Here is a 19,787-nt window from a genome sequence, read left to right as displayed (position 1 = left end):
CACGCCGAAGTGTTTTCGAAATACAAACGCGAACGGGTGCCTCACCGATGGCCGATGTAACAATATTATGTTTGTTATGGAAGTCTGGCCTCGTCGTTCACGACAACGCTTTTACCCTGTCAGTTCTACGTTGACGGTGATGGAAACGGAATTGCTGGGACGGACGGGCCGGATCGAAGTCCGGAACGTCGGCGGGATCGACGAGACGAGCGTCGAGTTCGAACCCGGGATCACGGTTCTGACGGGGCGGAACGCGACGAACCGGACGTCGCTGCTCCGATCGATCATGGCGGTCATGGGGAGCGACGACGCCTCTCTCAAAGCTGACGCCGACGAGGGGCAGGTCGAATTCACCGTGGGTGACGAGCGCTACCGACGGACGTTCACACGGACGAACGGATCCGTAACGATCGGCGGCGAGCCGTTTCTCGACGATCCGGAATTCGCGGACCTCTTTGCCTTTTTGTTGGAATCTAACGAGGCCCGCCGTTTCGTCGCGAGGGGAGATGACCTGCGGGAATTGATCATGCGGCCGGTCGACACCGAAGCAATTCGAACCGAGATTCGCGAACTCGAGCGCGAGAAATCCCGGATCGACGACGATCTCGACTCCCTCGCCGATCTGAAGGGGGACTTACCGGAACTCGAAAGGAAGCGTAGCCGTCTCGAAGACGATATCGAGACGAAGCGTGCGGAGCTCGAGGACAAAGAGGCGGAGATCGAAGCACTGGACGCCGACATCGACAAGACACGGGCGGAGAAACAGGAACTCGAATCACGACTCGACGATCTGCGCGAGAAGCGATCGGAGCTAGAGCGGGTTCGCTCGAATATCGATCTCCAGCAGGACAGCATCGAGTCGCTCACGGCCGAGCAGCGGGAGATAGAGACCGACCTCGAGGAGCTCCCCGACGAGCCGATGGGTGAACACGCCGAACTCGACCAGGAGATCGAGCGACTGCGGGAGCGAATCGGGACACTCGAACGCGAGGTGAGTGATCTCCAAGACGTCATCCAGTTCAACGAGGATCAACTCCAGGAGACCGGGGTCGTCACGGAACACTTGGACGACGAGGATGGTGCCGTGACGGACGCTCTCGTCGACGAGACGGTGGTCTGCTGGACCTGCGGTACCTCCGTCGAGACCGATCGAATCACGACCACGCTCGACCAACTTCGGGAGATTCGACAGGAGAAACTCGAGACGATCCGGACGCTCGAATCCGAGCTGAGTCAACTGAAAGAGGAACGCGAGACGTACCGGGAACAACAGCAGCGCAAGGAAACCCTCGAGCGAACGCTCGACGACATCGAGGTCGAAATCGAGGATCGCGAAACACAACTCGAGACGCTGCGGGAGCAACGCGACCAACTTAACGGCGACATCGAGGACCTCGAAGCGGAAATCGAGACCTTGGAGACCGAGGACTTCGACGATATCCTCGGACTACACAAAGAAGCGAACCAGTTGGAATTCGAACTCGGTCGACTCGAATCCGACCTCGAGGATGTGACGGAACGGATCAGCAGCATCGAAGACCGACTGACCGAGGAAGAGCAACTCCGTTCCCAGCGCGACGAGATCAACACGGAGCTTCGAGAGCTCCGGACGCAGATCGATCGGATCGAGGAGAACGCCGTCACGGAGTTCAACGATCATATGGAGACCGTGCTCGATATCCTCGGTTACGAGAACCTCGAACGAATCTGGATCGAGCGAGTCGAACGCACCGTTCGCGAGGGTCGTCGGAACGTCGAGAAAACCATGTTCGAACTCCATATCGTCCGGAGTACGGACAGCGGCGCCACGTTCGAGGATACGATCGATCACCTCTCGGAGAGCGAACGCGAGGTAACTGGTTTGGTGTTCGCACTCGCGGGCTATCTCGTCCACGAAGTGTACGAGACGGTGCCGTTCATGCTGTTGGACTCGCTGGAGGCGATCGACTCCGAGCGCATCGCCACACTAGTCGAATACGTTGCCGATTACGCGGAGTTTCTCGTCGTCGCCTTGCTCCCCGAGGACGCACAGGCGCTCGACGACAACCACACGCAAGTGACGGAGATCTAGCTATTCTTCGTCGGGGTCACAGTCACAGCCGCCCCGTTCGAACAACTCGACGACGCCATACTGGGCCCCACACTCCTCACAAAGGACATCCACGTCGACGAACAAGCGGAAGCGACCGAGCGTGAGTCTGTCAGTCGAGCGCAATCGTTCCAAGCCTTCCTCGGCGATAGATCGCAGTCGGGACTGAAGACGTTGGATCGTTTCGATAACGGAATCGGCTCGTTCGCTCTCGGATGGTCGTTCGTACTCCGCACCACGATACTCGGTCAGGTACGACCGGATAGCTTGGTACGTGACGAAATCACGCTCGAGCCGATCGATCTCGACACCCTCGCGTTCGAGGCGTGCACGTGCTTCCGTCCGCATCCCGCTGCTCACGTCGTCGTCGGTGAGGAGGCGATAGAGGTTTTCGAGTTCCCCGTCGACGGTCGACGCGCCGGCGGCCTGCAGGTTCGTCTCGAGGAGCCGCCGATTGAACCGATCCGCGAGATCGCGGAGACTCTCACGTTGGTCACCATCGGCGGTCCACAGCCGTTCGAGTGTATCACCGAACGAGTCGCCGAGGCCGTACTCGTTGATCAGCCGGGCCACTTTGCTCGATTTCCGTTCCGAGTCGGAGTGCTCGTCGTCAGTCACTGCACGCGAGATGCGTGATCCAAGTATATAAAATAAATGCAACATGCCTCGGTAGCGCGATGGTACCGAACGAGACGATCGCGGCTTGAACGTCCATCCTCTTCGCGTGTTCGGACGAATCGAACGATCTATCCGGCTTATTGTTCACCACTCCGAATCATATCACCGTGAACGGTCGGACCGCATCGCTGGATTCCGACCACCCACAATAGCTCGACCCTCACACATCGTGTCCGTTGCTCGGACCGCTACCGAAAATCTACGATATATATCCCCGGAAATGTAAGTTGAGAATAGTTTGGTTATACCGAACCCCGCTGAAAATACCCTCCGGCCTATCGACGGGAACGACGACCGATTCGATCCGTGTTTCCCTCGCGGTTCGTCGAAGGGGGGTCCGATGAAATCGGGCCTCGTGGTTACCCACGTTCCGAACGGGGTCCTTCGATCGGTTTCGGAATCCCGGCAGCGTACCGAAACTGCTGTTCGTCGCTGCGAATCACCGTTTCGGCAACCGTGGTCCGATTCGGCTCTTTGCCGCTGACCGGTCTTCCGTCCCCGATCATGGACCGTTTCTCGCGAACGAGTGATGTTCGAATTATCAACATCTGAGGTAGTGTATCAACGTGATAACGTAGCCAAACTCATCCGAATACCGAGCGTCATCTCGGGGCCGGGTGTTCGCTCTCGCCCCACACTGGTTTCGCGCGCTCCACTAGCGTGGTGTGTCACCCGGACGTCACCCGCCGTCGTTCCGGATGCTCGAAATCGAACTCCTCCGACCGGATCATTTCCAGGATGTCCTCGATGGACGGACGATCCCCCCAAAATGTTCCGTAATACGCGAAACGGACGGTTCCGGTCCGATCGATGATGATCGTCGAGGGACGGTTGATATACTCGGCGTGGACGGCGTACGCCGTCGGATCGACGCCGTACTTCGCACCGACCGCTCCCGCACGGTCGAGGAGGTGGGGCCACCAGATCTGCTCCGCGTACGACTCGGTGAACGACTCCTCGGCGAACCAGTACTCGGGTTCGAACTCCCGGCCGACCATCACTCGGCTGCGATAGCGGCCGTGACATTCGATCGTCGCCACGTCGATGTCCGCCTCCACCAGCTCATCGCGACGTTCGATCAGTTCGTCGAACTCGCGGTGGCAGACGGGACACCAGTCGGCGAACACCCAGATCAGGACTGTCCACCCGCCGTCTTCGATTGCGTCCTCGAGGTTCCACGTCCCCCCGTCAGTATCCGGCAGTTCGAACGGCGGCGCGGCCTCACCGACTGCCAGCTGTTCGAAGCTGTCCTCATCGAGATTTCGATACGCAGCCTCCACCTCGCGTTCGGCTACTGCGCCCTTTTCGATGCGGTCGATCGAGAGTTCGGCTCGATGGCGGACCTCTTTCGAATCGTCGTTCGCGTACCGGTCACGGAGTAGATCCAGTGACCGGGTGGCACCGATCTGTCCCAGCGCGATCATCGCCTGCGACCGCGCCAGCGCGTTCGGATCCTGACAGGCCACCCGTTCGAGCGACTCGATCGCGCTCCGGGCTCGCAGAATCCCCAGTGCCGTTGCACACACGTAGCGTACCTGCACGTCGTCGTCCTCGAGCCCAACGGCGACGTCGGACGCGTTCGTGTCGCCGACTCGGACGAGGTCGCGGACGGCGAGCAGTCGGACTCGCCAATCGTCGTCGTCGAGATCCGCTATACCGTGCTTCTCGAGCGTCCGATCGACCGTAAAGTTCGTTTCATCGACGGGATGGAACTCGTGTGTTCGAACACGGTCGAGTACCGCCTCTACGGACGGTTTATCGGGGGGACTCGGTTCGGTATCGTTCATACACATACGAAGCGACCGACCCGGAAAAAGATACGCGACGACGTTGTCGGGTTCCTTTTGTTATCGGTGCGTCGAGATGCGAGCTCTCTCACTCGCCGAACGTTGGCGAGGAGTCCCGTTCGCCACGACAGGCACGGGGTCGGTGGCCCGCCGCTCCTTGCCGGTCGGATTCCCGGTCCCACGCGATGCCAGTTTGTCGACGAGTGTCGCCAGTTCGTCGTCGATGCGGGATCGCTGTGCCGTCATCTTCGCCGTGGTGGGCTTCCGAGGTGTCGGTCGACACGGATTCCGCGCGATCCCGGCCTTGGTCGCATCAACCCGTCTGTAGCGTCATATCGAGAACGACCACACCTATCAGATTAGCAATCAGTTGGCTTGTATGACAAGTCGTCGCGCTCACCTCGCTACGGCGACGAACCCCGTCTGCGGCTTCGTGGGATCGGACGGTTCGGACGACACGAGGTGGCTCCTCATACGGATTATTGTAACTGTGTACCGGTGGTTCGCCGGACCACGCTGGCGAACCACCGGTACGACTTACAATAAACAGTATCAGTCCTCGGCCGTGGTGATAATCTCTCGGGCCGCGTCCTGGAGGATTTCCAATCCAGTTTCGGCCTCGTCGATGTCGAAATGTTCGTCGTAACGGCCACACTGGGCACTGTCCCCCGGCCCCCACGTGATCGCTGGCACGTCGGTGTGGTTGATGAACCAACGCGTATCGGCCGCCCATGGACGCCCTGCTGGCTCCGTCGAGACGCCGGCGGTGTCGCTGGAGTGGTTCCGAAACACTTCAGCAGGGTACGAATCGACCGGTGCGTCAGTCGATTCGTACGAACTCACGCGTTCCCACTCGATGTCGAGGTCGTTGTCGGCGGCGATCTCCTCGAGGAGGGCGCCGACCTCCTCGTCCATCTCTTCGACCGTCTCGCTCGGGAAGAACCGACGCTCCATGCGCAGCGTCATCTTCTCGGGGATCATGTTGCCCGTCAGGCCACCCTCGATCTGTGTCAGGTTGGCGTATCCCGGCCCGACCAATTCGTGATCCTGGTCTCGCAGTTCCGCGTCGTACTCCAGTAGTCGTCCGATGAGCGGGTGTGCCTCTTCGATCGCGTTGACTCCGGAGTCCGGGCGTGCGGAGTGTCCCGGCTCGCCGTTGACCGTGATATCGTACCAGGCGAGCCCCTTGTTCGAGGTGACCGTCTCCATCTGGGTCGGTTCCAACACCACTGCATAGTCCCCGGCGTACCCCTCCTCGATGAGCGCGAGCGTTCCCGGATCCCCGGTCTCCTGTCCGATGGGCGCGTGGACGATGATCGATCCGTCGAGCTCTCCCGACTCTATCTCCGGTTTCAGGTTCTTCGCGGTGAGCATCGCCAGGGACAGACCCAGTTTCATGTCGACGCTCCCGCGACCGTAGAGTTTCCCGTCTTCGATCTCTGCCCCGTACGGATCGTGGTCCCAACCCGACCGATCACCCGCCGGATAGACGTCGGTGTGTCCGTTTAGCACCAGCGTGGGGTCGCCAGAGCCGACCCGCGCGACGACCTGTGGACGGTCCTCGAACGGCTTGGTGACCGTCTCCACTTCGATACCCTCCTCCTCGAACCAGTTTGCGACGAACTCGGCGGCCGGTTTCTCGTTTCCCGGTGGGTTCTCCGATTCGATGCTGACCAGATCGGACACAAGCTCGACCAACTCGCTACTCCGCGCTCCGGTTTCGGACATACACGTCAACGGATACCACGGCAGGAGTTAAACCTTTCTCCGAGACCACGACACGACGTGCCCGATATCCCGGGTCCAGGGACGAACCAGTCGGCCGTGAGACCCACCCCTGTATAGGGAGTGGTGACGGAGTGGATGGCACACCGTGTGGCCGCTGCGGTTTAGCTTTGATATACTCAAAAAATTGTTGTAATTGTTACGAATACCCGCAGGGCAGTACGGTCAACTCGAATAACCGTTCGTATGACCCGGTATGATGCCCTACGAACCGAATGAATCTAACAACCATATGTTCGTTATTCCCGACGAGCGAAATCGCCGATTCCGATCGTGCTATCGGCTCTCTCAGCGATTTTGCGGCGATATCCCTACTCCTCGTTGACGTCCCTGGCCTGCAGTTCCACCTGGATTATGTTGGCTTTGTTCATAACGTAGTTCGGAAGTTCGTCGTAGAACCGGTCGTCGGGGAGTTCCGATTTCGGAGCGGACAGACTCACGGATCCGAGTAACCGCTCCTGTTGATCGTGAATCGGTGCAGCAACCGCCCTGAGCCCGGATATCTCCTCCTCGTCGTTCAACGCGTACCCTTGTTCCCTGATTCGTTCGAGTTCCGTAAACAACGTCTCTTCGTCGGTAATCGTGTGTGGTGTCCGTCGCTGCAGGCCGTTTTCACTGATGACGCTTCGTACCTGTTTCTCCGGAAGGTGAGCGAGAATCGCCTTCCCGGACGCGGACCAGTGGAGTTGCCACTCCAGTTTGGCCTGGTGCCAGATGTACAGGTCGGTGCCGACGGAATCCTCACCGAAGGACTGGTACAACGTCACCTCTCGCCCGTTGTGATCGGTGATGAGGTGGGCGTTGTACCCCGTTTCGTGTGCCATGTTGTCGACCACTTTTCGGCCGACGTGGTAGAGTGGGAGCGTGTTCCGTACCTGTTCGCCGTAAATGAGAAACTGCGGGGCGAGACTGTACGTTCGGCTCTCCTTCACGACGAATCCACACCGACAGAGCGTGTTCATGTACGTTTGGAGCGAGCCCAGCGAGAGATCGATGTCCTCGGCCAAATCCGTCAACGTTACTTCCCGATCCTGGTGGATCTTCTCTAAAATCGCGCAGGCTCTCTCCACCGATTGGATCGTTCTCGGCGTTTCGTTGTCCATCACTCCCCTAGAGACCCCGATACGATCTTATACTTTGTTATAACCAAACTTATATTTCGGCGAGCACTGTGAGGCGCTTTTCGGTACCGTCGGCGTGCCCCCGTGGGAATCGCTGCCGACCGGATCCAGCGCCGAACGTGCTCTCCCGGGGCGCGCCGGCACGTGGTCCCGTTCGGACAGCGGCAACAAACTTATCCGACCGTCACTCGGTAGCAGTAGAGGATGGCGTTGTCGTTCACACTGTCGACGTTCGTTCGTCCGACTGTCGAAGCGACGGGCAAACGGGATCGCGGCCACGACGGGATCATCGCCGATGATTGATCCGCAGTCGGTTCCGCGATTCGCCGGTGTGGCGACGTTTATGCGGAAGCCACACGTTTACGACCTCGGGGGGACGGAGGCAGACGCGGCGTTTCTCGGCGTCCCGTTCGACGACGCGACATCCTATCGGCCGGGCGCGCGATTCGGCCCCAGATCGATCCGGGAGGCCTCGACGCTACTCAAACCGTACAATCCCGAAACGGACACCGATCTGAACGAGTTCACGATCGTCGATCACGACGACGTGCCGGTCGTGCCGGGATACATCGAGGACACGTTCGAGGCGATAGAGGAACGGATCGGGGCCGTTCTCGATCACGGGGTCATCCCCGTACTCGCCGGTGGCGACCACTCGACGACGCTTCCGGTGCTCAGAGCGGTCGCGGAGAAGTACGGCCCCGTCTCGCTCGTACAGTTCGACGCTCACTCCGATCTGTGGACGGAGTACTTCGGACGCGATCACAATCACGGGACGACCATCCACTACGCGATCGAGGAGGGACTGATCGATCCCGAGACGTCGATACGGATCGGCGAGCGAGGGGGACTCTACGGCCCCGAAGACGTCGAACGGTTCGAGGCCGCTGGAATCGAATCCTACACGGCTACCGAGGCGACGACCCTCGGATTAGACGCCCTGGGTGATCGGATCGAGGAGGTCGTCGACGGACCCGTGTTCGCTACGATCGATATCGATTCGGTCGACCCGGCGTACGCGCCCGGCACCGGAACGCCGATGCCGGGGGGCTTCACCTCGCGTGAGATCCTCACGCTCACCCGCCAGCTTCACGCAGTGGATCTCATCGGGTTCGATCTGGTCGAGGTGGCGCCCCCGTACGACGACCAGTCGGGATCGACCGCGATCCTCGCCGCGAACGTGATGTTCGAGGCACTCTGTGCAGCTCTCGACACATCGACGACGGACACGGGTCACGACGCATGAAATCAGTACATATCGAAGCGAAGTCCGGCGCGGCATTCGAACTTGCGGCCGGCGAATCGTTCGACGTCATCGACACCCACGGCGGACAGGCAGTCGACGTGACCGTCTTCCCAAAGTCGGACGACGATACGGCGGCGTTCTCCTCGAAGTACACCTATCGACGAACGGGAAAGGTCCGTTTCGAGGAGGGAGACAGCCTCTATACGACCGACGGGGAACCGATCGCGACACTCGTCCACGACGACTGTGGAATAAATGACCTCCTGCTCGCTCCCTGCAACGCGTGGATCGTCGACGAGTACTACGGGCAGGACGACGAGATCGGCTGTCGCGGCAACCTTCAGGAGGTCTTGGAACCGTACGGGATCGACCCCGCTCGCGTCCAGGACGTGATGAACCTCTTCACTGCGGTGACGATCACGGATCACCGCTACTTGGATTTCCGCGAACCCCCATCCGAGCCGGGCGACACTGCAGAGCTTCGTGCGGAGCGCGACGCTATCGTCGGCGTCGCACCGTGCACCGGTGATTCGATACTCAACGAAGGTGGACCAACGGGAATCGAGATCCGTGTCCCCGACGGCGTGCCGGTCGGGACCAATTTCTGAGCGCCTACGTAATCGACGCTAGTTCTTGGTCGGCACTCGAGACGATTTCGCCCCCGTCATCGGTGACGATGACGATCTGCTCGGACATGAAAAACGCCTCGTCCGTCAGCACGGCCGGTTCGATACAGAGCACCATCCCCGGTTCGAGCGTCGTTTCGTCGTACCCCGTCAACTGTGGCGCTTCCGAGAGCGTGAGGCCAATGCTGTGTCCGATCTTCGTCTCGGATGTCAGCCCGAGCGTGGAGCCGAGGCCGCGAGAGCGGTACTCGGCCCGACAGAGATCCACGATGTCGGCCGGTGTCGTTCCCGGTTCGACGGCGTCGGCGAGTTCGTTCGTCACCGCGGCGGCCATCCGGTTGTGCTCGATCTGTTCGGCCGAGGGCTCTCCCACGACGGCCATCCGGTTGTAATCCGAGTGGTACCCACCGACGGTCGCCCCGATGTCCAGAAAGAGCGTGTCACCCGGATCGAGCGTCACGTCGGGGCGAGGGAGGATCTCGAACGGATTCGTACACGCGAGCGTCCAGACCGGACGCGCACCGTGTTCGCTGACGAGTCGATTACAGATGGCGACGACGTCGGTCTCGCTCATTCCGGGTTCGATCTCCGCGAACACGCGTTCGAAGGCGGCGTCGATCGCGGCGGTGGCACGACGGATACAACTGCGTTCGGCGTCGGTCTTTGCCATCCGAACCGATCGCAGTACGTCGCCCGCGTCGAGAAACTCGGCGTGTGGGAGTCGCTCCTGGATCGCCTGCATCGCCCCCAGCGGCATACCGAGTTTCAGATCCGTGGTGGTCCCCGCCCCGATCTCGATGCCGACGTTCGGCTCTGCCGGGCAGATATCGGTCAGCGTGTCGACTGTCGGCGGGACGTACGACCGGGCCTCCCCCTCGTAGTACGTTCGAAGCTCACACGCCCCATCGGTCGCCTGTCGGACGACGTCCTCGAAGACGTTGTGTACGATCAGCGTCGGGACTCCAGTCTCCGGAACGACGGCGATGGTTGGGAAATCGATCGATCGAGAGAACTGACGGTACCACGCGAGATCCAAGCCCGCGCCGGCACCCAGATATTCGACGGTTTCCGGATTCGTGACCAGCACCGCGTCCATCCCGGTTTCCCGAAGCGCCGTCCGGAGGCGCTCGTATCGAGCTTCGAACTCCGACCTACCGAATGTCATAATCCGAATGTGTACTGGCAGGGATAAAAAGATTCCACCGCGACAGCCGGCTACTCGAAACAACCGATACGACGCTCTCACTCGTCTTCGAGCGGGGGTATCGATAGTCACGCTCGCGAGGCGGTTCAGGTATGTGACTCCAAACCGGGGTTAACTATAACACGGTAGAGCGTAGCATATGTATCGAAGTTATGAAGCAATCACAGATCCGGCGCTGGTGGGTCGTGTTCATACTGATAAGCAACGCGGTGTTCCTGGGCTACCTGTACTACTACCAGTCCCCGGCGGGGCTGATTATGGGTCTCCCGGTGACCTGGGTCGTACTGCTCGGGATCATGATCTCCGTGTTCGCCATCAACAGCACCTTCGCGTGGTACTACTTGGAGAAGCCGAACCTCCGGGAAGTGTTCGGCGCCGCCGGCCAGGGGGGTGATCGGTAGATGGTAACGACGGCGTGGATGTACGCCGGCCTCGCGGTGACCGCCATCTACCTCATCGTCCTGTTGGCGCTGGCCGAATACGGCAGCAGACTGACGGAACTGTCCGTCAGCGACTACTTCGTCGCGAGTGGGTCGCTGAGCAGTTTCGTCGTCTTTTTGACGATGATCGCGTCGGCGTTCTCGGCGTTCACCTTCCTCGGTGGTGGTGGCATCGCGTACAGTTCCGGCATTTCCGGCATCGTGCTTGTCGGCAGCGTCGCATTCATCGACCTCCCGGCCCTCGTCATCATCGGCGAACGCGTCTGGCGGATGAGTAAACGCGGGAACGACTACGTGACGCCGGCGGACTTGCTCTGTGAACGCTTCGCCGACAGTTCGTCGTTGCGCGTCCTGATCGCACTCATCTCGATCGGGTTCACGGTGTTCTACGTGACGATCCAGTTCACCGGGATGGGGTTGGTGTTGAACGTTCTCACCGAGGGCATGATCTCCCGCGAACTCGCGGCGGTAATCATCGGTATCGTGATGGCCGTCTACATCGCCATCGGCGGGATGCGCGGTGTCGCCTACAGCGACGCACTACAGGCGATCCTGATCTGGGTCGGCCTCATCGTCGTCTCGGCGTACGTCCTGTGGACGACGCCGACGAGCGTGTTCGGGCGGGTTTCCCGGACCGTCGAATACGCGAACCAGTTGACGATGGACCCGCTGTACCTCTACACGGCCGCCGTCGGGTTCGGTCTTTCACAGTCGGTCTGGCCGTTCATCTGGCAGCGGTACTACTCGGCGAAACGTGTCTCCGGGCTCTGGGGCATGGGATTCGGCTCGTCACTCGCGGCGATCGGACTGCTCACCTTCTTCCCGATGATCATCGCGTACGCGGGACTGATCGCGTTCCCGGGGCTCTCGAACCCCGATACCGTCATTCTACAGTACATCCTTGAGATGCCAGGTCCCCTCTTCGGGCTTCTGATGGCCGCGGCGGTTGCAGCCGCGATGTCGACCGCCGACTCGATGATCCTCATGATGGGCTCGATCGGTGCTCGGGACGTCTACTCGGAACTCGTCGGCACGGACTACCCCGAGAAGACGATCTCGCGGTACTCCAAGGTGCTCTCGGGGATCTTCGGCGTCGTCGCCCTCGGGATTTCGCTCATCGATCTGGGACTACTCGTCGAAATCGCGGTCTCGCTCGCAGTTCCGGGTTACGCACTGCTCGTCCCCCCGGCCTTGGCCGCGTTCTTCTGGCCCCGTGCCAACTGGCAGGGTGCCGTCAGTGGTCTCGCAGTCGGTCTGGTCGTACTCATCTACTACAACGTAGCCGATGCGGCCGTCCCGTTCGGCCTGTGGGTCGGCGTTCCGGGACTCGTCGCCTGTACCGCCGTTATGATCGGCGCCTCGCTCGTGACCGAGAAACCCGATCAGGATCGTGTGCAGGAGTTCGTGTACGATCTGCAGGATCGGGAACTCGCTGATCTCGAAGGGACCTACCAGGAACGGAATGAGGTACAGGCCGACGACTGAGTCCGGTCGAGCCCCCGCATCGTCCACGAGGTAGCGTCGCTGTTTTACGGCTCCTCCACCCGTTTCGAACGCGTCGTCGGAACTTCGAACACCCCCCGGGCGCTCACGAGAGCGGTGACCGCGTCGCGACCACCGGGATCTGACGGGCATCTTACCTCCCACGAGCGCACACGTCGGTCGAGAAATCGCCCCTTGAGACCCGATACAAACTGAACAACACAGCGAGGCGGTGTTCGGATAAGGTTCAAGGATAGGGCGAGGTGAATTTCGACAGCATGGAAGAAACCGTCCGTCTCATCGGTAGTAACGACCCCCTTCGAGTAGGGTCTTCCCGAGCGTGAGGCGACACCCGAGCCGGCGATGAATCCCGCTCCGTTTGGCGGAATTACCATTCTCACATACATTATTGATTTTTTAAGAGTCGGTGCCGAGCGTTGTCGTTCTACCACTCACGGCTAGATGCAGAAGCCTGATTTACGGCCGACGGACGGTGCTGATCCGAATCATGTTACGGTTGCTGAAACGGTGATGAACGATATTGGCTGTACGCCCCCGTCGACTCCGACACCGATCGTCCGGCTCCGCATCCGACTAGTTCCGACGAGATCACGGGCGCTACCCGAGATATTCCCCCCTGAACTTCACGGGAAACACGTCGTCGACGCGATCGTTTTCGTTGATCAAGTACCGTGGTTGCTTGCCACCGCTCAGGGCTCCGATTCCAGTATGAACGCCGCGGGCATCGGCATGCCGTCGAACGTGTCCTTTGTAAAATAAAATAAAGAAATAATCAAGTTTCAAATACGTCCGATCACGTCGAACCGAATACCGCCGAAAGCTGGCCACAAGCATCCGCCTTCGCATGGAATCAGCGACTCTGAACGCTACCGCAGCTCGAACGTGGTTTCCTCTCACCGAACGACCACCCTTCTAGCGGATCGTTCGGTGCTGTTTAGCTGGATATAGGCGCTAAGCCCCTACCCTCAAGGAGCGAACGGCGAAAGCCGTGAGCGAGTAGGGTGGGGTAGTTCACACTGTCGGAGAGGTGAAAACGGGTGTCGGGTCAGTAGGCCGGGTGCCGTCACACACGCGGATACACCCATCGTCGCGGATAAAGACATTCCAGTTCTTCATCTTGAAACTGAGGACGGTCTCGGTAGTACCGGAACCACCCTGATGCTGGAAGAGTTTATTTAGAGCATCGGGTTCGACGCAGTCGTGCAAAGGTGGCAGTTCCAATGGATCAACATCGGCCGCTTCCGCTACGGCTTCAACGACTGCCTCCGCCGGCGTTCGTGATCCGTCTTCCTCGTAACGAGAATCGAGAACTGGCGTACACCCGCGATAAATAGTTAGATTTCCTGGATTCATACTTCCTTCTGAGGGATGATAGCTTATTAGAGTACTGTGTGAAAGACCGACATGATCCCGATTGGTTCCGTAGCATGTCGCCCGTCCGTGCTACTCCCCACCGACCCCGTGTTGCATTCGCGCGCTGTATTCAGCACGCCAGTTCGATCAGGTTCCAAGGATTTCAACGGAGCCACTGAACCATGAAACTACATCTCTCCGACATATGTAGGTATGGGGGTACTCCCAGTACTGGGGAAGCATCATCGGCGTTGGTTTGACGTTCTCCCGACTTACGAACCGCAATGCAACGGTCCCCAACCCGCAGACACATCCTCCGTAGTACCGCTATCGCTGGTATCGTAGCGGTCGCCGGTTGTAGCACAACAAATCGCAGAGCAAACACTCCGAACACCACATCGCCGACAAGTACGACCACTCCCGAAACCACGGCGACGACCGCCACAGAGGCGACTCTGACGCCACCCGAGTCGACCGACGACTGGCTGACGAATGCCAACGGGTACCGAGAAGAGACGCCTCGATACGGGCCTGGCGCCCAACCGACCATCGACGTCGGCCACCCGGTCGAGGACGGGTTGTCGTTCGATCCCCCAGTGATCGAAGTCGCTCCCATGACGAAGGTGACCTGGGACTGGACCGGTCACGGCGGCCTCCACAACGTCGTCGCGCTTGGTGGGACGTTCGACAGCGGTCGACCGAACGCCCAACCGGGGACGGCTTATCACTACATCTTCGAGGAACCGGGAACGTATCCGTTCGTCTCGGAACCGCACCGGGAGGAGGGAATGCGTGGCGCCGTGATCGTTCGAGAACCGCCGTCGACGGGGAACCAGACCGTCGACATGTGGGTCGTCGACAGCAGTAACTTCGACGGCACGGTGGTCGATCGAACCGGTTCCGACGTGGCGAGCGTCACCGTCGGGTCACGAGGCAACAGGGGGCATCTCGCCTTCGACCCGCCAGTCCTGAAGATCTCGACGGGCACGACGGTCGAGTGGAAGTGGACCGGAAGCGGCGGGGGGCACAACGTGGTGTTCCTGAACGCCGACATCCACTCCGGGCAGGTGACCCACGAATCCGGTGTCAACTTCCAACACACGTTCGAGCAGTCCGGCACGTATCGCTACGCCTGTCAACCCCACAGAGCACTCGGCCAGAAAGGAGCGATTATCGTCGAATGACTGTTGCCATCTCATCGAGACAGGGACGAGTGAGACGGCACGGGAGTTTCAACTGATACGGTAGCGCGGAATCCCCGTCTTCGAACGTAGCGAGCGTCGGGGCGGGGTCGTTGACTATGAAGGATTCAGGCTCCCCGTCGATAAAGATCCCAGCTGACGGCGATCAGCCCTAGCATCGGGACCACTCGACGGGGAGGCACACGGCGGCTCTACAAACTCGTCACGGCCCCGGAATTCGATGGGCGAACCGGTACGTACGTCTCCGGTGAGGGAGTCACGTCTTCGTCGACGAAAACGACCGATCCAGCGGACCGAGATAGGTTCTGGAAGACCAGCGCCGCCCTCTTCGGCGTCTATCCTGGCCGACCGTCGTCTGTAGCTCGATTCATGACGATATGACGCAGAACTACTCCGAATAGATCGGAAGCCCTCGGACATTAATGAAACGCTCGGCCGTAGGATTCCTGAGGCTGTTCTTCGCTTCCAGCGGTCTCCTCCGGTCGATCGATATCGATATCCAACTGCTGGATGGTTCGGTTGAACGCTTTTCGGCTGATCTGATCGAGTTCAGCCAGTGACTCGTCGAACGCTTTCGCGCCGAATCCGTCCTCGAACACATACAGTGGCTTGGTCGTCTGGTATCCGTCGAAATATTCGACTCCCGTCGATTCGTCAGTTTTAGTCAAGTATTCGATACGGATATTGGCCGTTTGGAGTTCGTCAAACAGGTCCGTCAGTTCGTTTTCGACGTCGACGATGGGTTCACTACGCGTGATGTCGAAATCCTCGATATTCGAAAGTTTTCGGATCGAGATCGCTCGGAAGTATCCATCGTTCGGCGACGTTACCAGCGTGAACAGGCCGTTCCGGTGATTGACTTCGATCAGTTGTTGGCCATGCTGGTTCCGAAACCCTCGAAACCTCGCTCCGACGGCCGAACAACACGCCGCAATCCGTCCGATTGCTTGATCGTATTCTCGCATATGTCGGCATGGTGACCACAGCTATAAATTAGTGGCTCGTCGTTCTATCGTCGGGTTCACATCCCTCAAAGAACGAGCTGGTGCGAGCCACGCCGTTTAATAGCTATCTCCCGGTAGCTCGGGCACGCAAGAATGCGGGAACGTACAGCAGGTCTCACGATCGGGGTGCTCGCAGTGGTGTGTTTCGGGCTCGTCCTGTCCGTCCTGTATCCGTTCACCACGTCTTCACCAGACACGGCGAACTCCGCTGGCGAACGCTTCACAGTCGGCGATGCGGACGCGTTCAGCGCGACAGGACGCATCGCCGTCGAGGGGGAGACACGGCTCGCGTTCGATGGCGCCGTGACCACCGACGGTGCCTGGTATCAAAAGGTGGTCGACGACGGCGTCGTCTCCGAAGAATATCATCCCCCGAGCGGGCCGATTTACCGGCGGCTCACCGTCGAGGGAGTCGATGCCGCCGAGCAGCGTCGAGCGCGACTCACCGAGGACGAGGATCGGACCATCCTCCGTGAATCCCGGGCGGGAAACTGCGTCACGTTCGTCACCAAGTCCGAGACGACCTCCGCGTCGGAGCCGGTGTCCGGAACGGCATCGGTCTTCGTCAACAACCTCCGGGTGGCCGCATACGAGACGACGGAGACGGACTCGACGGGCGTGACGACGTACGAGCCACAATCCGGCTGGTACGAGAGTCGCGTCGTGTACCGACTCACCGACGCCTCGGGGACCGTCCGTGTCGATGACGAGACGGGGACGGTCACCTCGGCGAACGTCTCGTGGACGGAGACACGGGGCGAGACGTATGCTCACTACGTGCTATCCACGGTGCTGCACTCCAGTTCGACGGAGTCACGAACGACGTTTGCCTTCGACGACACTTCCCCGTCCCTCGAGCGGCCAGCGTGGGCAACCGACGAGGAGACGAACGCAACGGGCACGACGAACGCCTGCTGACGGTCGTGGCGACTGGCGGCGTGCTCCAACTACCGCCTACAGCCAACGTGTCTCCACCCGACTCCCTCGGATAGTCAAACGAGCATTATATTCATCTGAAAATACTTTTAGCCGTCGTCACGACACGACCTATGGACCGTCGCAGGTATCTCGCACTCTGTGCGGCAGGTGTCGGATCCCTCGCTGGCTGTGGCACCGAGTCGCAGAACGCGGGGACCAACACCCCGACGGGAACAGGTCCCACAACTACCTCGCCTTCGGGTGAGCTAGCCCCCCTCAACGGAACCTGGCGGGAGTATCAGCACGACGCGGGTAACACCGGTGCCATCGACGACCCGGGACCGATCCACGAGCCAGTCGAGTACTGGACTCGCACGACGACTGCCGGAGCGCCTGCGACCGCACCAGCGGCCGCTGCCGGTACGTTCGTCGTCGTGACGCGAAGCGGGACCCTCTACGCCCGGGATGCTGAGGACGGCAGGGTCCTGTGGAGCGGATCACAGCGCGTAAACACGGACGTCGCCCCGGTAGCCATGGCGGAAACGGTCGTTGCCGCCGCCGACCAGAAGTTGCTCGGGATCGGGGGCCAGACCGGCGAACGACGCTGGACTCTCCCGCTCGAAGACCCAGCGGTCGGACTCGCAGTAGCTGACGGTCGGGTCGTGGTCGCGACGGAGTCTCGGATTCGAGCGATTCTGCTCGGGGAGGGGACGACAGCGTGGCGACAACCGCTGGACGAACCTGCGGTGACACCCCCCGGCGTCGGTGAGGATGTCGTCACAGTTGGCCTCGCGTCGGGGAGCGTGATCGCCTTCGCCGCCCAGACCGGACGGCGCAAGTGGCGTGCCTCCGTCGGTCCCGAGCCGACGTTTGCCCCCGCTCTCGGACACGGGAACGTCTATCTCGGCGTGGGGACGCGTCTTGTCGCACTCGCCGCCGACGGTGGGGACCGACAGTGGCAGCGTCAAACGGACGCCCCGGTCGCTGCGTCGCCGGAGGTGACACTCGACGCAGTGTACGTTACCACCCTCACCGACGACGCCGGTCCCCGAACCGAGACGCCACGTTCGGAGAGCACCGACACGCCCACTGCAGTACCGACGGATACAGAACGGTTCACTGCTGCTGTACTGTCCCTGGCGCCCGCCGACGGGAGCGTGGAGTGGCGAACTGGGATTACGGAAACGTACAACTTCACCAGTGGGCCGCCCCGACAGATTCCCCTCGTCGTCGCGGACGACGACGTCGTCGTCGGCCTTGGCGGACCACTCCACGCCTACGATGCCACAACCGGTGATCGTCGCTGGGCGACGGACAGCGGTGGCGTGACCCCTGCGGTGACGGACGGGGTGGTGTCGACCGGTGTGACGGGACTCGATCTGGTCGATGGCTCGGTCAGATGGCGGTTCGGAACCACCGAGAACGTCTCGCCGCCAGCAGTCGTCGGCAACACCGTGTTCGTCGGCAGCGACGACAACTACCTCTACGCACTGGCGGCCAACACGGGAGCAATCCGCTGGTCCGCTCGAACGGATGGGCACATTCGCACGACGCCGGCAGTCGACGAAGACACCGTCTACGTCGGGACCATGGAAGGAACCCTGTACGCGTTCGACGTGTCCGACGGGACCGAACGGTGGACGTTCGACGTCGGAGGGCAGGTTCAGTCGCCGACCCTCCATGGCGGAACCGTCTACGTCGGAAACTTCTCGCCGACGCTAACCGCCGTCGACGCCGCCGACGGGACGGAGGCGTGGCGCGCCGACGTCGAACAGGCCGGTGGGACACGATTCATCGCCCTGAAAACCGCGGCCGACGACGCCGCCGTATACACTGGCGCAAACGGTGATCTCAGGGCATTCGACGTGTCCGACGGAAGCGAACTGTGGCAGGTCACATCCACCGAGCAACGGGTCGTCCAATCTCCACCGATACTCGTCGACGGCACCGTCCTCGTTCACATGGGATCATCGTTGCGGGCGTTCGATTCGGCCGAGGGAACGGAACAGTGGGCCACCCCCACTGGCGAGTCCAATCGGCCACCTGTCGCCCGCGAGGGAACGGTGTACACGTCCGGGGACGATACCGTCTACGCGTTCGACGCGAGCGATGGAACCGGACGCTGGCAAACTGCTGTCGGCGGAGACTTGCTCCTGGTCATCGGTGACGAGATGCTCTACGGAATCGGGTACGAGACGGGTCTCCTCGCACTCGACCCGAGTGATGGAACTATCTCGTGGACGTACGATGCACCGTTGACGACGCCGCCAGCGATTGCTGACGACTACCTGTTCGCCGGCGGGGAGTCCGGGACCGTGTACGTCCTCGGTCCAGCGCCCCAGTGAGGTACGTCACCCTGTCAGCAGCCCCGTGTCGAGCGGTGATCGTCCCCTAATCAACTCGCGCGCTGTATGCAGTAGCCCTCCACAATCGTATCAGACACCGAGAAGTTCGATTCGGCGAATCGGCACTGATTGCTGGTCGACCGCAGACTCGTATCTACTAGTCGGTTCTCGATGTGGAACGCCGTTGTCCCTCTCCGGCCGTGCGGTCACCACACCCGCAAATCTCGAACAGTTGCTCGGCGAAGAAGTTTTGATCCGACGACATGAAGCCGCGGTATCGATCGCGGTCGTGCCGCCGAGTTTGGTTCCGTCGGAGCCGTCGGCGTCGTCCTCATCTCTCTTGGGACCGTTGGCCTGATGGGATTGGCTTGGGCCGAGAGGATCAGTGGCTCCGACGGAATGGCCGTCGGCACCGTAGTGATAGTCCGTATCGCCGGGACAGCAGTTACGATCCTGTTCTTGTTCGTGGTGTGACACTGTGTCGTG

General features: G+C 60.7%; 15 protein-coding genes and 1 pseudogene. 9 read left to right on the top strand and 7 right to left on the bottom strand.

All coding sequences use genetic code 11. The features are described 5' to 3' along the window. The first annotated feature begins 136 nt into the window (after window positions 1–136). Window positions 137–2,071: an archaea-specific SMC-related protein gene (locus NO364_RS07180; RefSeq protein WP_420191843.1), complete on the top strand. Its 1,935-nt coding sequence runs from the start codon at window positions 137–139 to the stop codon at window positions 2,069–2,071. Here NO364_RS07180 and rdfA read toward each other — a convergent pair whose 3' ends face one another. The 4 genes from rdfA to NO364_RS07160 all read right to left on the bottom strand — a co-directional run bounded on the left by rdfA (window position 2,072) and on the right by NO364_RS07160 (window position 7,442). Continuing rightward, window positions 2,072–2,707, bottom strand: coding sequence for a rod-determining factor RdfA (gene rdfA / locus NO364_RS07175; RefSeq protein ID WP_257628916.1), 636 nt, complete (start codon window positions 2,705–2,707; stop codon window positions 2,072–2,074). 728 nt (window positions 2,708–3,435) lie between these two features. Continuing rightward, complete coding sequence (locus NO364_RS07170; protein WP_257628915.1) at window positions 3,436–4,554, bottom strand: redoxin domain-containing protein; 1,119 nt, start codon at window positions 4,552–4,554, stop codon at window positions 3,436–3,438. 552 nt (window positions 4,555–5,106) lie between these two features. Then, window positions 5,107–6,282, bottom strand: a complete 1,176-nt coding sequence (locus NO364_RS07165) for a M20 family metallopeptidase (RefSeq protein WP_157688087.1) — start codon at window positions 6,280–6,282, stop codon at window positions 5,107–5,109. Window positions 6,283–6,650: 368 nt separating this feature from the next. After that, on the bottom strand, window positions 6,651–7,442 hold the full coding sequence (locus NO364_RS07160) for an IclR family transcriptional regulator (RefSeq protein WP_257628914.1): 792 nt from the start codon (window positions 7,440–7,442) through the stop codon (window positions 6,651–6,653). 361 nt (window positions 7,443–7,803) lie between these two features. On the opposite strand from NO364_RS07160, the gene speB reads away from it, so the two are divergent. Both speB and NO364_RS07150 read left to right on the top strand, forming a co-directional pair. After that, window positions 7,804–8,706: an agmatinase gene (speB, locus tag NO364_RS07155; protein ID WP_257628913.1), complete on the top strand. Its 903-nt coding sequence runs from the start codon at window positions 7,804–7,806 to the stop codon at window positions 8,704–8,706. Continuing rightward, a complete protein-coding gene (locus tag NO364_RS07150) occupies window positions 8,703–9,314 on the top strand; it encodes a DUF1989 domain-containing protein (protein ID WP_157688090.1) in 612 nt (203 codons plus the stop codon). The genes speB and NO364_RS07150 overlap by 4 nt, the downstream gene beginning before the upstream one ends. 4 nt (window positions 9,315–9,318) lie before the next feature. Here the strand turns inward: NO364_RS07150 and NO364_RS07145 are convergent, their stop codons facing one another. Next, entirely contained in the window at window positions 9,319–10,497 is a 1,179-nt protein-coding gene (locus tag NO364_RS07145) for a M24 family metallopeptidase (protein ID WP_257628912.1), read from the bottom strand. A gap of 191 nt (window positions 10,498–10,688) precedes the next feature. On the opposite strand from NO364_RS07145, the gene NO364_RS07140 reads away from it, so the two are divergent. From NO364_RS07140 to NO364_RS07130, 3 genes and pseudogenes are all read left to right on the top strand, one after another. Further along, window positions 10,689–10,937, top strand: a complete 249-nt coding sequence (locus tag NO364_RS07140; RefSeq protein ID WP_257628911.1) for a hypothetical protein — start codon at window positions 10,689–10,691, stop codon at window positions 10,935–10,937. After that, window positions 10,938–12,461, top strand: coding sequence for a sodium:solute symporter family protein (locus tag NO364_RS07135; protein WP_257628910.1), 1,524 nt, complete (start codon window positions 10,938–10,940; stop codon window positions 12,459–12,461). Window positions 12,462–12,794: 333 nt separating this feature from the next. Beyond that, window positions 12,795–13,342 (top strand): annotated as a pseudogene (locus NO364_RS07130) (transposase domain-containing protein); the annotation flags it as partial. A gap of 148 nt (window positions 13,343–13,490) precedes the next feature. Here NO364_RS07130 and NO364_RS07125 read toward each other — a convergent pair. Further along, window positions 13,491–13,832: a HalOD1 output domain-containing protein gene (locus tag NO364_RS07125; RefSeq protein WP_199243713.1), complete on the bottom strand. Its 342-nt coding sequence runs from the start codon at window positions 13,830–13,832 to the stop codon at window positions 13,491–13,493. A 284-nt stretch (window positions 13,833–14,116) separates the two neighbouring features. Between NO364_RS07125 and NO364_RS07120 the strand changes: the two genes are divergently transcribed. Continuing rightward, the gene (locus tag NO364_RS07120; RefSeq protein ID WP_157688094.1) at window positions 14,117–15,016 is read left to right on the top strand and encodes a halocyanin domain-containing protein; all 900 of its coding nucleotides are present in this window, start codon (window positions 14,117–14,119) and stop codon (window positions 15,014–15,016) included. Between the two features lie 437 nt (window positions 15,017–15,453). Here the strand turns inward: NO364_RS07120 and NO364_RS07115 are convergent, their stop codons facing one another. Beyond that, window positions 15,454–15,999, bottom strand: coding sequence for a hypothetical protein (locus NO364_RS07115; RefSeq protein ID WP_157688095.1), 546 nt, complete (start codon window positions 15,997–15,999; stop codon window positions 15,454–15,456). A 132-nt stretch (window positions 16,000–16,131) separates the two neighbouring features. Between NO364_RS07115 and NO364_RS07110 the strand changes: the two genes are divergently transcribed. Then, window positions 16,132–16,956 (top strand): hypothetical protein, encoded by an 825-nt coding sequence (locus NO364_RS07110; RefSeq protein ID WP_257628909.1) that lies wholly within the window; start codon window positions 16,132–16,134, stop codon window positions 16,954–16,956. Between the two features lie 131 nt (window positions 16,957–17,087). Continuing rightward, a complete protein-coding gene (locus NO364_RS07105) occupies window positions 17,088–19,301 on the top strand; it encodes an outer membrane protein assembly factor BamB family protein (protein WP_257628908.1) in 2,214 nt (737 codons plus the stop codon). The last annotated feature ends 486 nt before the right edge of the window (window positions 19,302–19,787 follow it).

Origin of the sequence: Haloplanus salinarum (assembly GCF_024498175.1) — an archaeon.
Classification (GTDB): Archaea; Halobacteriota; Halobacteria; order Halobacteriales; family Haloferacaceae; genus Haloplanus; species Haloplanus salinarum.
Note: the sequence above shows the minus strand (reverse complement) of the source record. Positions and strands in the feature narration are given on the sequence as shown.

Coding starts and splice junctions, on each gene's coding strand:
- NO364_RS07165 (WP_157688087.1), bottom strand. CDS start 6,282: ATGTCCGAAACCGGAGCGCGGAGTAGCGAGTTGGTCGAGCTTGTGTCC.
- NO364_RS07170 (WP_257628915.1), bottom strand. CDS start 4,554: ATGAACGATACCGAACCGAGTCCCCCCGATAAACCGTCCGTAGAGGCG.
- NO364_RS07140 (WP_257628911.1), top strand. CDS start 10,689: ATGAAGCAATCACAGATCCGGCGCTGGTGGGTCGTGTTCATACTGATA.
- NO364_RS07115 (WP_157688095.1), bottom strand. CDS start 15,999: ATGCGAGAATACGATCAAGCAATCGGACGGATTGCGGCGTGTTGTTCG.
- NO364_RS07160 (WP_257628914.1), bottom strand. CDS start 7,442: ATGGACAACGAAACGCCGAGAACGATCCAATCGGTGGAGAGAGCCTGC.
- NO364_RS07150 (WP_157688090.1), top strand. CDS start 8,703: ATGAAATCAGTACATATCGAAGCGAAGTCCGGCGCGGCATTCGAACTT.
- NO364_RS07135 (WP_257628910.1), top strand. CDS start 10,938: ATGGTAACGACGGCGTGGATGTACGCCGGCCTCGCGGTGACCGCCATC.
- NO364_RS07125 (WP_199243713.1), bottom strand. CDS start 13,832: ATGAATCCAGGAAATCTAACTATTTATCGCGGGTGTACGCCAGTTCTC.
- speB (WP_257628913.1), top strand. CDS start 7,804: ATGCGGAAGCCACACGTTTACGACCTCGGGGGGACGGAGGCAGACGCG.
- NO364_RS07110 (WP_257628909.1), top strand. CDS start 16,132: ATGCGGGAACGTACAGCAGGTCTCACGATCGGGGTGCTCGCAGTGGTG.
- NO364_RS07105 (WP_257628908.1), top strand. CDS start 17,088: ATGGACCGTCGCAGGTATCTCGCACTCTGTGCGGCAGGTGTCGGATCC.
- NO364_RS07120 (WP_157688094.1), top strand. CDS start 14,117: ATGCAACGGTCCCCAACCCGCAGACACATCCTCCGTAGTACCGCTATC.
- NO364_RS07145 (WP_257628912.1), bottom strand. CDS start 10,497: ATGACATTCGGTAGGTCGGAGTTCGAAGCTCGATACGAGCGCCTCCGG.